This is a genomic window from Paenibacillus sp. Pae15 (assembly GCF_024519685.1).
Lineage (GTDB): Bacteria > Bacillota > Bacilli > Paenibacillales > NBRC-103111 > Paenibacillus_G > Paenibacillus_G naphthalenovorans.
On sequence record NZ_JALJRM010000014.1, the window covers coordinates 43,820 to 57,653 of the forward strand.

Here is a 13,834-nt window from a genome sequence, read left to right on the forward strand (position 1 = left end):
GGCCAGGTCCTTATCTAAACATATACTACGTGCACAGGGAGGCATGGGTATGAACAGTTAGACTCAAGGCTTGACCGCTGTGCCGTCCGGCGTACGTGCTAACGTCCACATTGGAATCGTCCCTTGACAAGGGTAATTGATCGCCTCTTCCTCAATGATATCTATACCAAGCCCAGGCCGGTCGCTCAAGTAAGCATATCCATTTTTAACAATCGGACAGCCTGGAAAAACGGTTTGCAGTTGCTCATTAAGCGGCGTCCACTCCTGAATACCGAAGTTGGGGGTGCTTATAGACAAGTGCAAGTTTGCCGCTGCGCCAACAGGGGAAATATCTCCTGGTCCGTGCCAAGCTGTTCTAACACCGTAAAACTCCCCAAAAACAGCCAATTTTTTGGCGGGCGTAATTCCCCCTATCGCGCTTACATGGGCACGAATAAAATCAATCTGACGCTTGGCTATTAATGGCTTCCATTCGTTCACGTTTGTAAAAAGCTCCCCGATAGCGATCGGTGTACTGGTCTGCTGACGAATCAGTTCGATCCAATCCAAATTCTCAGGAGATGTCGGATCTTCTAAATAGAACAGATGGTAAGGCTCCAGCTTCTTGGCCAATCGAACCGCTTCAATCGGTGCGATTCTTTCATGAACGTCATGGATCAGTTCAATGTTGTATCCAAGGGTTGCACGCAGATGCGCAAATAAATGTTCAATACTTTTCGCGTAGGCTTCCGGGTCGAAATAAACCCCGGGTTGAACATGTTCCGGCGAATGCTTAGACTGAATATTCGATGCCCGTGAAATGACTTTGGCAATCAAACGTGTGTCTTCCGTCCCGCTTCCGCCGTACATCCCCATCTGAACGCGGAGATATTGATATCCCTCATCCATGAGCTGTCTGGCATTTCGCTCCACTTCCATTTCATTGCTGCCATCAACATGGCGGTACAACGCAACCCCGTCACGGCATTTGCCGCCTAACAATTCATAGACCGGCATATCGGCTATTTTCCCTTTAAGGTCCCATAAAGCCATATCGATTCCAGAAAGAGCATTGTTCATAATCGGTCCATTTCTCCAATAGCCGCTTACGTTTGCACTCTGCCATATATCCTCTATTCTAGATGGGTCTTTACCGATTAAGAAAGGCTTCAAATAATTCTCTATCGCAGATTGAACAGCGTAAATCCGTTGGGTAAACGTAGCGCAGCCGAGCCCATACAAGCCCTTCTTATTCGTTTCGACCTTCACTACTACCAAATCAATGCCGCCGGGAGCGGTTAATATGACTTTTACATCTTCAATTTTCAAATTGAGCATCTTGATGGACCTCCTTTTAACGGGTGTAGTTATCCTGCAGCTCTTCTGAAAAGCAGAGGCGTATTTTTTTCTGCGCAGCTAGCGCCCAAGCCAGCCGCCGTCAACAGCAAGCAAGTGTCCATGAACATATCTGGCCCCCTCTGAAGCAAGGAAAACGGCAGGAGCTTTAAAATCGTCTGGATTTCCCCACCTTCCAGCAGGGATACGTTCGAGAATTTGCCTGCTCCGGACAGGGTCATTCATCAAAGCCTCATTCATGTCCGTGGCAATATAACCCGGCACGATCGCATTCACATTAACCCCGTGCGGGGACCATTCGTTAGCTAACGCTTTTGTTAATTGAGCCACAGCCCCCTTTGCGGAAGCATAAGCCGGAACAAGAATACCTCCTTGGAACGATACGAGGGAAGCGATATTGATGATTTTTCCGCTTTTTTGAGGAACCATATATTTACCCGCTTGTTGACAAAGCAGCCATACCACTTTTAAATTGACTTGTATAACGTCATCCCAATCTTCTTCTGAAAAATCAACGGCAGGCGAGCGCCGTTGAATACCTGCATTGTTAACCAGGATATCGATCTTGCCAAAGGTATTGACTACCGCAGGAATAGCTTCTTTCACTTGACGCAGATCAAATAAATCACATGGAACAATAGAACATTTCACGCCCAACTGTTCAATCTCTTGTTTGACGGAAACCTGATCAGGCGAGCGCTGCAGTAATGCAATATCCGCTCCCGCTTCTGCCATCCCTATAGCAATGGACCGGCCAATGCCGCGGGTTCCACCAGTGATTGCAGCTACTTTTCCTTTTAGACTAAATTCATTCATGGTCATGGGGTTCTCGCTCCTATTTTTACGGGTGAAATAATACTTTCAAAGAAATATCCGTATTTTCCATAGTTGAAAAACCTTGCTGAATATCATCCAGCGGAAGCTTATGGGAAATCAGAGAAGCAACATCAATAATTTTTTTCTCCATAAGTCTAATTGCTATAGCAAAATCGTTTGAATTTGCACATCTTGTCGTTGTCAAAGATATTTCTCTGAAGTGCATGGCGGCTAAATCAATGGTTGGCGCTTGCTTATACACACTTACGACCACGATTTTGCCCTGGTATTTGATACATTGAATCATCTGATTGGCTGTAGCCTGAGTTCCCGCAACCTCAAATACGATATCGGCACCAACACCTTTAGTAAAAGAAAGCACCGCTTCTTTAATGTCCTCTTCTTTCGCATGAACTGCCGTAAAGCCCATTTGTTTTGCGACCTGCAGACGGTAAGGACTGATATCCGAAATAAAGATCTCGCTTGCGCCCGCCTGTTTGGCCACCTGGCCAATAAGCAGCCCGATCGGGCCTGCTCCCAAAATAACTACGCTGTCCCCAACCTTCAGGTCCGATCGCCTAACCGTATGTACGGCAATAGCAAGCGGCTCTGTCAGCGCACCCTCTTCATCAGACACGTTGTTAGGCAGATGATGAAGACGGTGAATGGGTACGGCAACGTATTCGGCGAATCCCCCGTCCTTATCAATACCGATGCATCTTAATGTTGCACATACATGATACTGTCCAGCAAGACAAGCAGCGCATGTTCCACAAGTTAAATAAGGCTCGACGGTTACGCGATCCCCCCGGTGGAAGTGATCATTGTCTGCAATGGACTCAATCGTTCCGCTAAACTCATGACCCAAAACTACCGGAGCCTTAGCCCGTGGATGTTTCCCTGCAAAAATCATCATATCCGTACCGCAAATCCCTGCATAGGCAACTTTAATCAGTGCTTCGCCTTCCCCTGCAACGGGTTTTTCGATGGATTCCGTTTGAACTTTTTTCTCGGCAATGTACATTCCTGCTTTCATTGCATGCGCCTCCAAATGTGTTTTTACAATAAGAATTTCATTTATTTTAGGTTCTTGGTTACTGATGCAACCACCCTAAAGGAGCCAAAACGATTTGAGGAAAAATGGTTAACAAGAGCAGAACCAACACTTCCGCAATTAAAAAGGGCACTACGCCTTTTATGATATCGTCCATTCCAATTTTCCCTACACCTGCTGCTACGTTGAGCACTGTTCCAACTGGCGGGGTTAGTAGTCCGATACAGTTATTCAGCACAAAGAGCAATCCGAAAAAGACAGGATCTATACCTGCATGTTCAATGATCGGCATCAGCACGGGGGTAAGAATCAAGATCGTAGGCGTTAAATCCATGGCCGTACCGACCAAAAATACTAATGCATTTATAGCGAGCAAAAGAAGTACCTTGTTATCCAGAAAAGGTTCGAGAAGTGCGGTCACTTGCCCCGGTATGTTCGCTATTGTAATTAACCAAGCGGACACCATAGCGGCAGCCGCTAAAAGCATAACCACGCTTGTTGTTTTGGCAGCAGCCAACACTACTTTGTATAGCTGGTCAAACTTTAACTCACGGTAAACCACCATACCAACAAACAAGGCGTACACCGCAGCCACTGCTGCCGCTTCCGTAGGTGTAAAGATTCCCCCGCGCAAACCTCCAATAATAATTGCAGGAAGCATCAAGGCCCAGATGGCAGACCGGGTTGCGAGCCACATTTCTTTGGCTGATTTTCGCGGCTGTGTTTCCACTTTTTCTTTTCGCACAATCCATGCCCAGGTAATGGTCAAAGCCACTGCAAGAAGAATACCGGGCACGATCCCTGCCATGAACAATTTGGAAATGGAAACACCACTCGTTACCCCGAATATAATCATAGGAATACTTGGCGGAATAACAGGTGCGATAATGCCCCCTGCGGCAATTAAGCCAGCCGATCGGTTCCGGTCATACCCCGCCTTTGCCATCATTGGGATTAATATAGCTCCCAGAGCCGCCGTATCGGCCACTGCCGAACCGGACAAACCTGCAAACAAAAGGCTGGCGATAATGGCAACGTATCCAAGCCCACCGCGGACATGGCCAACGAGAGCCATCGCTAACGCGATGATCCGTTTGGAAATGCCTCCTGCGTTCATAACCTCTCCTGCCAGAATAAAAAAGGGGATCGCCATAAGAGCAAAATTGTCGGCACCATCAATCAGGTTGGATGCTAAAATTTGCGTATCGAAATTATCCATAACTAGCATGAGCGTTAAACCGCTAATTAACAGAGCGAACGCAATTGGGGTACCCAATGCCATTATTCCTAGCAGTGAAGCTACAAATACAACCAGAGTCACGATGTTCCGCCTCCTATTCTGTCCCCGGTGTTTCGCCGCTCATTCATATGCCCGAATCCAGCTTGCCCTACCAGTTCTTCCGAGTCTGTCGTCATAATCAAATCTTTCTCGCTATATTTATTGAACAAAATACGATATAGATTCGCGAAAACAATAACCATCATTCCAATGCTTGTAATAAGTCCGATGCCGTAGATGAAAAAATAGGGCAGGCCTGAAGCTGGAGCCGTTTGATTTAAATTAATGATGGTCAGCTTCCAGCTTCCGTCAAACAGGAACACAAGTGTAATTAATATTAATAGATTACTGACCACGAAACATATCTTCTTACCCTTATACGAAAGCTTCTTCACCATCATGTCGACACCCAAATGCTCATTATCCTTAAGGCCAAGAATCGATCCTAAAAAAATCATCCAAATAAACAAAAACCTTGATAGTTCCTCTGACCAAGTGAGCCCTGTATTAAAAACGTACCGTAAAACAACGTTCCCGAACACAAATATGGTCATCAATGATAAAGAACAAACGATAAAAAAATTGAGCAGGCCACTGATTCTGTCGATCAACTTTACCACGGTGATCACTCCTTTCCAGTTGTATAATCAAGTTGTTAATCAATCGCAGCCGTGACGAAATGGGGAGGACTAATGAAAGATGCTCACGACACCCGCTTCACATCTACCCTAATCCTCCCTTCTAAAAAGCTAGGGCTTTCTTGTTTACTTCTCTCCTCTTACTTTTTGAATCTCATCGAACATTTTCTTTACAAGCTCTTCTCCAAGCTCTTTAGAGTACTTGTCAATCACTGGTTTAACGGCTTCTTGAATCTTTTTTGTTTCCTCATTTGAAAATTCACTTACCTGCATGCCTTTGTTTTTCAAATACTCCAGTGACTTTTTCGTTTCTTCCCGGTTTAGCTCACGCTGAAACTTTCCCGCCTCAATGACCGCATCTTGTAAAATTTTCTTTTCTTGATCATTGAGCTTGTCCCAGAACTTCTTACTGGCCATGAAAATAAATGGTGTATACAAATGCTTGGATAGGCTCAAATGGGATTGGACTTCATAGAATTTACTTGATTGAATAGCAGTCAAGGGATTTTCCTGTCCGTCGATGGTTTTCGACTCCATTGCTGTAAACAACTCCGAGAAAGGCATCGGTGTTGGATTGGCACCTAAAGCTTTAAATACATCGAGATGGACTTGGTTTGGAATCGTCCTAATTTTTAATCCCTTGAAATCCTCTAGAGTAGCTACCGGCTTCTTACTATTCGTCAGGTTACGGAACCCGTTTTCCCAATATCCGAGCCCGATTAAGTTATGGGCCGGCAATTTATCCAGCAAAGTTTTTCCTACCGTACCATCTAACACGGCATCGGCTTCTTTTTCATTGTTGAATATAAACGGCAGGTCGAAAATACCGAATTCTTTCACACTTGCTGTTAGTGGCGAGGTCGAAATGATCCCCAACTCTACGGTTCCTGACTGAAGGGAATCGGAAACCTTTTTGTCATCACCTAATTGGTTGTTAAAGTATACGTTTACTTGAAATTTTCCTCCGCTGTTTTTCTCAACGATTTCTTTGAACTTTTTTCCGCCAACTCCTTCAGGATGATCCTCGGTTAAACCGACAGAAAGTTTAAATTTACGTTCACTGATTCCCTTGTTTTCAGAGGTTCCGGATTGAACTGTAGTATTGTTATTTTGACCTCCCCCGCAGCCAATTACCGAAATAAGAAGACCAAAGACGACCAGACCGGAAATCGCTTTTTTCCATAAACTTTTCACTTGTAATGCTCCTCTCACAAAATTGATCTTGTTAAGATATTGAAATACAAATCATCATGATGGCGGTTACATATTATTGTTTAGACATACACATTTACATGTTTTCTGTTTAGCGGCCGCTTATTCTTACTCTTCTTCCAAGCCATCTCCCATGAAATGGCAGAGGTTAATATAGCGCTTTCAATCGATTGAAGTGCAGTTTAAATGAAGCATCTCCCCCAAATCATAACTATAGTCAGCCTAACGTCTGTCTCCCCCGTTTCTTATTCTCAATCCATCTCCTATTTATTATATATATTAATACGGATTATATATAATATAACAAAAATCGTCAAGATATTTATATATAAAATTAAACATTATATATAATGTTTTTTCTTCTAAATAAAAAAATGGCCTTCTCCTTGTGAATTTCAATTTCCTAAAGGAAAAGCCATTTATATCACTCATTTTATTCTTGTTTCATTACAAAAGGACATGATATGTTCTCTAAATGCTGCCTTTGATTTTTCTACATCGCCTTGTTCCAATACTTCAACGAGCTCTAAATGGTATTTATAGACTTCTTCAGGTTTTATTTGTATAGTTGGATGGAGGTATGCAATATACCTTCGAATATGAGTGTTCAAAATTCCCCATACCCTGTTATAAATTTCAATTTGAGACCATTCAATAATTTTAGAATGAAAATCCATATCGAAGCCTGATTGTGTTAAATAGTCCGGAGTTCCGCTTTTCATCTTTTCAACTATATCGTACAGTTCCCCTGTATCCCGTCTTGTTAATTTGGGGACAACAATTTCAAGTACGCTGGTTTCTATTTCGGTACGTAAAGAGAAAATATGATAAAGTTCGACTTGATTGATCTCAGTAACAAAGGCTCCTTTGTATTTAACTGTTTTCACTAATCCTTCCTCTTCCAATCCCCTTAACGCTTCACGGACAGGAACCTGACTAATACCATGATTTTTTGCAATTTCTGTTTCTACTATACGCTGTCCAGGTTTTAATGTATTCGAGATAATGTCCTCTCTCAGTTTCTGTTTGATCTCATCTTTTAGAGAAACCAATCGAGTTGACTGGTTATTAATCGGATTCATCTTCTCACTCCTGTTCAATCATTTTTTATAAAAAATCTGTTATTATATATAATTAATTTTATTATATATAAATACCCGAATGAATTTCAATGTTTATATTTTTTCGGGGTATAAAAAAGCCGTACCCGTTGTAGACGAACTACAATCAGGTACAGCTTCTATGCGTTCAAGCGTTTACATGGTCATTCCGCCATCTATCGTAATCAGACTGCCGGTCATGAAGGCGGACTCATCGCAGCAGGCGAATAAAATCGCATGCGCGATTTCTTCCACCCTGCCGAGACGTCCCATCGGCTGTCTTGCGGTAAACATCGCTTCCATTGCCGCCGGATCGGCGGCATTTCTGATCTTTTCCTCAATAGCCTGCGTATATGTCGTGCCGGGGCAGACACAGTTCACCCGGATGTTGTCATTGATATAATCGGCCGCCATGGCTTTCGTCAACGATACCACGGCTCCTTTCGATGCGGAATAGGCACTTCTGTCGGTGTGGCCTTTCAATGCCGCGACAGAACCGTTATTGACAATCACTCCGCCGCCTTGCTTCTTCATTTGCAGTACGGCATATTTCGAAACCAGAAATGTCCCCTTTACATTGACCTGCATGGTTTTATCGAAATCTTCCTCCGACATGTTGTCTACTCTGCCGGGCAGTACAATCCCCGCATTGTTGACCAGGATGTCGATTCTGCCGAAGGCTTGGACGGTTTCCTTTACAATACGTTCGGCATCGGCCGGATTGGAGACATCGCCTTGGACGAATATCCCTTCAGCCCCCGCCTTTTTCAATAGCTCTACAGCTGCTTCCCCATGGCTGGCCGTACGGGAATTCACTGCCACTTTAGCGCCATATTTGCCAAACTGTACGGCAGCGGCAAGTCCGATCCCCGATCCTGCTCCGGTCACCAGCACCACTTTTTTCGAAAAATCCAATGTTAGAATCCTCCTAATCACGGAAAGACAATATTTACTTGCCGAAGATTAAATTTGGAATGAACAACGTTAAATCCGGAATGAAAATAACCGCAATGACGACCAGCAATACGCTTAGCAGCAGCAGCCAGGATTCTTTTATGAATCTCCAGAAGGAGGTTTCAAAGATGGAGCAAACGATATACATGACCACTCCGACCGGCGGCGTTAAAAGCCCGATCGTCAGCGTCAAAACCATCACAATGCCAAAATGAACGAGGTCGATGTTCAGCTGTACGGCGACCGGAATGAGAATGGAGGTCAACAACAGGATCAAGACCGTCGAGTCCATGAACATGCCCACGATCAGCAGGAACACGATGAGAATAAGCATGATGATCCATGGCGTTTCGGAAATGTTCAGCAGCAAGGCCGCCATTTTTTGCGGGATCTGTTCCCAGGTTAAGCCGTAACTGAAGATCGCCGACAGCGCGATTAACAGCATGATCATGCCGATGTCGAGCGCAGTATCTTCCAACGTCCTCACAAATTTTTTCCAGGTAAATTCTTTGTAAACAAGCAGACCGATCACGATCGCATAAATGGCGGCAAAAGCGCCGGCCTCGGAAGGCGTGAATATGCCCGTTCGCAAGCCCGCCAGCAGCAGGATCGGAAAGAGAAACGCCCATATGCAATCGATGAAAGTCGTCCAGATTTCTTTGGGAGGAGCCACTTTTGCCCGTTCCGGCTGATAACCTTTACTCCGTGCGGTAACGGAGACCGCGACCATTAACAATACCATCATGAGGAGACCGGGAAGAATGCCTGCGGCAAACAGCCGGCCGATGGAAACTTCGCCTATGCTTCCGTAAAGAACAAGACCGATTCCCGGCGGTATCATTGTCGTAATCATCGAGCTGGTACCGATAACTCCCGCCGCAAATCCTCTGGAATACCCTTTCTCGATCATGCCCGGTCCCAGAACGCGTCCAAGCATGGTGGCGTCGCCGATCGCCGAGCTCGTAATTCCGCCCAGCATCGTGGCCAGCACCATGTTCACTTGTGCCAACCCCGCACGCATATGTCCCGCCAACACGGACGCCAGCTTCATCAGCCGATGCGTAATGCCGGTTTCGTTCAGCAGGTTGCCCGCGAATACAAATAAAGGAATCGCAAGCAGAACAAAGCTTTGTGTCTGAGTTAGCACAAGCTGGACCGGCATCGTGAACGACAGTGTCGGCTGCTGCAAGAAGAAAACGAACCCCGAAATCCCTATCGCAAAGGCTACCGGCATGCCCAGAATCATCAGTAATAAGAACACGATAGTGACCAATAACACGTTTTATGCCTCCTTTCCATTAAAGTGATTACAGAAATTCTTTATTGCTTTCCGTCGTTTGAACACTCTGATAGCCTCTGGCGATTTGCTCTTTGATTTTCACGATCGTGGTGCTTAACATCAACATGCACCCGACGGGCACGCTCAGCGTAACCCAGGTATAGCTGAAGCCCGGAATTCCCTGATACGTTCTGAGCCGTGTCGTATAGGAGAGCCATAAGCCAAAGCCGATAAGTACCGCCAAAAATAAGATAATCAAGAATTGGTTCATGATTTTAAGGTAAAACTGCGCCTTTACCGGCAGGCGGCTTACAACCAGCTCGATGCTCACTAGCTTGTCGTTTCTCATCGCCATATCGGCGCTTAGAAAGACGCACCACGCAAACAGAAAGGTTGCTACATCCACAGCCCATGAGATAGGGTGACCAATGGTTCTTGCGATGGCTGTGGCAAAAACCAATGCCGTTATGATCGCCAACGCCGTTTTGACGATAAAAACCTCTGCTTTGCCGATGTAATCATACAGTTTTTTCATGGTTCCACACCTCCGCATCACGTTCTTATTTTCCAGCCCTGCCCTTGCGGGCAGGCCGGAAAATAAGAATTACGATTTCAGCTCCTGGTTACTTGCCCATTTCTTTAAAAACGGTATCTCTGGCTTGAACCAGATTTAATTTCGTGTAAGCTGCCTCGCCGGCTTTTTTGAACGCTGCAATGTCGATCTCGTTGGCCGGAATGATCGTTACGCCGTGGGCGGCAATTTCTTTCTTGAGCTGTTCCGTTTCCTGCTCCATCTTTTTGGAAATTTCAAGCCCGGCTTTGTTGCATTCCTCGATGAGAATATCCTGATACTCTTTAGGAAGGCTATCGAAAAATTTCTTGCCGACGACCTGGAAATTGATCAGCATGATGTGTGAAGTCTCGCTTACATATTTGGCGGCCTCATACAGCTTTCCTCCCGTCACATTCCGATACACGAGTTCGGCGCCGTCGATCGCGCCCTGCTGTATGCCGATATAGACTTCACCGAACGGAAGCGCTACCGGAGCCGCGCCAAGCGAGCGTACGGACTCCTGCCAAACCGGTACGCCCGGGGTCCGGATACGGAGACCCTGCAGATCCGCAGGCGATTTGACCGGCTTGTTCGTGACCATGTGCCGCAAGCCTTGAATCCAGTTAAACGACAGCACTTTAATATCGTGCTGGTCTTCCAGATCCTTCAGCCATTGCTTGACTGTTGGAGAATCGTTTAGCTTCTCCACATCTTCAATCGTTTCGGCAAAGTAGGGCGCGTTCATCACCGCGATGTCGGGAACATACATGCCCAGACGCGCGGAGTCGGTATTCTGACCTACATTGACGCCCTGCTTCAACTGCTCGATGATGTCCTCTTCCACACCCAACTGGGCGCTCGGGAACACTTGAATCTCCAGGTTGCCGTTCGTTCTCTCCTTCACCGCCTGCGCCCAATTTAAAAATCCTTGGTGAAAGGGCTCGGACTCCGCCAGCACGTGGTTAAATTTTAAAACAAACTTCTGATTGGAACCTTCTTCCGATTTGCCGCAAGCCGAAGCCAGGAAAACCAACACCATCACCATCATGAGACTGACCCATCTTTTTGCCTTTTTCAAAGAACTTCTCCTCCCTTTTTCACACGAATTGTTTTAATTCATCCATACCGGCAACCATTCCGTAAACCGACTGAGCGACTCACCTCCCGTCTATAGTGATAGCAATTTCAATGCTTCAGCATACGAATCAGATTTTGCGTTGAATACAGCGCCATTCTCTCTACCGCTTCCGCCGTATAAGCGCCCGCATGAGGGGTCAGGATGAAATTGTCCAGTTTCAGGAGCTTTTCATCCGGGGACGGCGGTTCTTTGGAAAAAACATCCTGCGCTGCAACGGCAATCCTTTTCTCCTTCAAGGCGGTGTAGAGACTCTCTTCATCGACCAATTCCCCTCTCGAGGTATTGATTAATATCGATGACGGCTTCATCAGTTTCAGCGTATCGCTGTTGATTATGTATTTGGTCTCCGGCGTAAGCGGAAGGTGAAGAGAGATCAGGTCCGACATGGCCAATACAGCCTTCAAAGAATCGCACAGCACGATCCCATACTGCCTGAGAAATTCCGAATCGTTAAAATAGGGATCATACAGCACGACAAACATGCCGAGTCCTTTGGCGCGTTTGGCCACCTCCCTGCCGATCTGTCCGCCGCCGATAACGCCGATGGTTTTCCCGGTCAGTTCGATCCCCTGAACTCTGTCCCAACCCCCGTTTTTTACATTGGCGCTCAAGACGGAAACTTTGCGGGCGGCTTCAAACATCAGCGCAATGGCCAGCTCCGCGACGGATATATTATTGCTTCCGATAGCACTCTCAACTGAAATCCCCAGCTTCTCGGCAGCTTTTAAGTCGATGTTATCCACGCCGACGCCATACTTCGATACCGCTTTCAAATCCCGGCAGCGGCTCAGCACTTTTTCCGTCAATGGATCCACGCCGACGATTATACCGACCACTTGCTCTCCGGCCAGCCCGATGATCTCCTCTTCGGTAAATGTCTTTCCCGTATCGTTTGCGATGATTTCATAGCCCAACTCTTCCAATAGAGGGAAGGTTTGCGCTTTGTAGTTTTTAAACGACTTTGGCGTAATTAATATTTTCATCGCGAGACCCATCCTTTACTTTATATCGAATACTGATGGTAATATTTCAAGTATTTGTCAAACCGTCTTGCAAAGAACTCCCGGCTGCTGCCGTCCGGCAGCCAGCTTCTTTTCAGCTGCGGCTTGATCTCCTTGACTGTAGCGATTTCGCCTGCCGCCTTCAGAGCCATATAGGCCGTTCCGAGAAGCGAGGCATGCGAAAGACGGTCTGCATAAACCGGCAATTCGAATATGGAAGCGGCCATCTGCAGCCAAAACGGCGACTGCTCGATCCCGCCCGAGATGCTGATCAGCTTGGGCGCTTGTCCTACGATGGGCAGCGTAATCTCATAGCATTGCTTCAAATTGAACAGCACGCCTTCTAACGTCGAGTAGTACAAATCGTAGCTGTCATGGTTGATCTTAATATCGAACATCATGGCACTCTTCGTATCGTCCCAGCCCGGGCAGCGCTCCCCTGCCAGAAATGGAAGGAAAATGGGTGCATCACCTTTTTTTAGCGATTTCACAGCTCCCTGATCCAATTGCTTCAAACTGAGGCCGCCATGGGCTCCAAGAATTTTCTTGCCCATCCAATCGACGGTGTTGCCTGCACCGGCGGTGGCGCATCCGGCGATCCACATGTCTTCAACGCCGACATAGCACCAGGTTGACGGGGAATCGGCAAGCACCGGTTTTTCCGTCGATATGCGTATGGCAGCGCTCGTACCTACGGAGATAGACATAATGTTATCTCCAAAACCGCCGACAGCCACCTGGTTCATGCAGCCGTCCGCGCCTGTGATCAGGACCGGCGTGCCTTCTTTAATTCCCAGCATAGAAGCCGCTCCTTCGGATAAAGGAGACGTATATTCGGAACCGACCAATGTCGGCAGCATGCCCTCGTCGATCCCTGCCAGTCTCAATGCTTCCTCGTCCCACTCCAGCGTATGAAGGTTCAGGAACCCTCCGGCCGATGCGGTGCTCCTGGATACGGCAAACTCCCCGGTAAGCTTCAAATACAGATATTCCGGCATGGAAGCGATATAAGAAACGCGGGCCGCATTGCCCGTTTCTTTCTCGTGCATATATTTCCAAAACGTATAAGTCGTGTGAATCGGACACCCCGTACGCCGGTAAAGAGAGGCGAATAGTTCCGAATCCTTCCTGTATTTGTCCGTCGTTGCGGATGCCGCCGTATCGGCCCAGGTGCTGAGCCGGGAGACGGGTCGTTTGTCTTTATCCAGAAGAACGAGACTGTGGCTCCAAATGCTGCAGGCAGCCACCATATCCACATGATGGATCCCGTTTTGCGCAAGCAGCCGCTTACCCGCCAGCATCGTTTCTTCCATGATTTTGTCCGCATCGAATGTGACCGTATCTCCCGCATCGGCGGAATAGTTGATCGGCAATATATCGACTACGCCTTCACCGTTTCGATAAAGCATAGCTTTGGCCGACGCAGTCGATGCTTCCAAGACTAGAATAAGTATGGTCTTTCACCTCTCACCATC

Annotated in this window: 13 protein-coding genes; all 13 read right to left on the reverse strand. The window is 46.7% G+C overall.

Annotated features, from left to right (window positions below; all coding sequences use genetic code 11):
- Positions 1-63 precede the first annotated feature (63 nt).
- The 13 genes from NR121_RS13425 to NR121_RS13485 all read right to left on the reverse strand — a co-directional run bounded on the left by NR121_RS13425 (position 64) and on the right by NR121_RS13485 (position 13,798).
- Positions 64-1,317 carry an enolase C-terminal domain-like protein gene (locus NR121_RS13425; protein ID WP_256831324.1) on the reverse strand — a complete coding sequence of 418 codons (1,254 nt, stop codon included), beginning with the start codon at positions 1,315-1,317 and terminating at the stop codon, positions 64-66.
- 78 nt (positions 1,318-1,395) lie between these two features.
- Entirely contained in the window at positions 1,396-2,157 is a 762-nt protein-coding gene (locus NR121_RS13430; protein WP_062409103.1) for an SDR family oxidoreductase, read from the reverse strand.
- Between the two features lie 19 nt (positions 2,158-2,176).
- Entirely contained in the window at positions 2,177-3,187 is a 1,011-nt protein-coding gene (locus NR121_RS13435) for a zinc-dependent alcohol dehydrogenase (protein WP_062409104.1), read from the reverse strand.
- A gap of 58 nt (positions 3,188-3,245) precedes the next feature.
- Positions 3,246-4,526, reverse strand: a complete 1,281-nt coding sequence (locus NR121_RS13440; protein ID WP_062409105.1) for a TRAP transporter large permease — start codon at positions 4,524-4,526, stop codon at positions 3,246-3,248.
- Positions 4,523-5,038, reverse strand: a complete 516-nt coding sequence (locus NR121_RS13445; protein ID WP_256831334.1) for a TRAP transporter small permease — start codon at positions 5,036-5,038, stop codon at positions 4,523-4,525. The genes NR121_RS13440 and NR121_RS13445 overlap by 4 nt, the downstream gene beginning before the upstream one ends.
- A 210-nt stretch (positions 5,039-5,248) precedes the next feature.
- A complete protein-coding gene (locus tag NR121_RS13450) occupies positions 5,249-6,316 on the reverse strand; it encodes a TRAP transporter substrate-binding protein (RefSeq protein ID WP_235594316.1) in 1,068 nt (355 codons plus the stop codon).
- Between the two features lie 446 nt (positions 6,317-6,762).
- Positions 6,763-7,416 carry a GntR family transcriptional regulator gene (locus NR121_RS13455; RefSeq protein ID WP_062409108.1) on the reverse strand — a complete coding sequence of 218 codons (654 nt, stop codon included), beginning with the start codon at positions 7,414-7,416 and terminating at the stop codon, positions 6,763-6,765.
- 174 nt (positions 7,417-7,590) lie between these two features.
- Positions 7,591-8,349 carry an SDR family NAD(P)-dependent oxidoreductase gene (locus tag NR121_RS13460; RefSeq protein WP_062409109.1) on the reverse strand — a complete coding sequence of 253 codons (759 nt, stop codon included), beginning with the start codon at positions 8,347-8,349 and terminating at the stop codon, positions 7,591-7,593.
- A 34-nt stretch (positions 8,350-8,383) separates the two neighbouring features.
- Positions 8,384-9,667 carry a TRAP transporter large permease gene (locus NR121_RS13465; protein WP_062409110.1) on the reverse strand — a complete coding sequence of 428 codons (1,284 nt, stop codon included), beginning with the start codon at positions 9,665-9,667 and terminating at the stop codon, positions 8,384-8,386.
- 28 nt (positions 9,668-9,695) lie between these two features.
- A complete protein-coding gene (locus NR121_RS13470) occupies positions 9,696-10,202 on the reverse strand; it encodes a TRAP transporter small permease (RefSeq protein WP_074727508.1) in 507 nt (168 codons plus the stop codon).
- 88 nt (positions 10,203-10,290) lie between these two features.
- The gene (locus NR121_RS13475) at positions 10,291-11,298 is read right to left on the reverse strand and encodes a C4-dicarboxylate TRAP transporter substrate-binding protein (protein WP_137670237.1); all 1,008 of its coding nucleotides are present in this window, start codon (positions 11,296-11,298) and stop codon (positions 10,291-10,293) included.
- 107 nt (positions 11,299-11,405) lie between these two features.
- Complete coding sequence (locus NR121_RS13480; protein ID WP_249929586.1) at positions 11,406-12,341, reverse strand: phosphoglycerate dehydrogenase; 936 nt, start codon at positions 12,339-12,341, stop codon at positions 11,406-11,408.
- A 20-nt stretch (positions 12,342-12,361) separates the two neighbouring features.
- Positions 12,362-13,798 carry a gluconokinase gene (locus NR121_RS13485; protein WP_256831325.1) on the reverse strand — a complete coding sequence of 479 codons (1,437 nt, stop codon included), beginning with the start codon at positions 13,796-13,798 and terminating at the stop codon, positions 12,362-12,364.
- Between the last annotated feature and the right edge of the window lie 36 nt (positions 13,799-13,834).

Excerpts from the sequence above, each read along its gene's own strand:
- NR121_RS13425 (WP_256831324.1), bottom strand. The coding sequence starts at position 1,317 with ATGCTCAATTTGAAAATTGAAGATGTAAAAGTCATATTAACCGCTCCC.
- NR121_RS13430 (WP_062409103.1), bottom strand. The coding sequence starts at position 2,157 with ATGACCATGAATGAATTTAGTCTAAAAGGAAAAGTAGCTGCAATCACT.
- NR121_RS13435 (WP_062409104.1), bottom strand. The coding sequence starts at position 3,187 with ATGAAAGCAGGAATGTACATTGCCGAGAAAAAAGTTCAAACGGAATCC.
- NR121_RS13445 (WP_256831334.1), bottom strand. The coding sequence starts at position 5,038 with ATGACCATATTTGTGTTCGGGAACGTTGTTTTACGGTACGTTTTTAAT.
- NR121_RS13455 (WP_062409108.1), bottom strand. The coding sequence starts at position 7,416 with ATGAATCCGATTAATAACCAGTCAACTCGATTGGTTTCTCTAAAAGAT.
- NR121_RS13470 (WP_074727508.1), bottom strand. The coding sequence starts at position 10,202 with ATGAAAAAACTGTATGATTACATCGGCAAAGCAGAGGTTTTTATCGTC.
- NR121_RS13480 (WP_249929586.1), bottom strand. The coding sequence starts at position 12,341 with ATGAAAATATTAATTACGCCAAAGTCGTTTAAAAACTACAAAGCGCAA.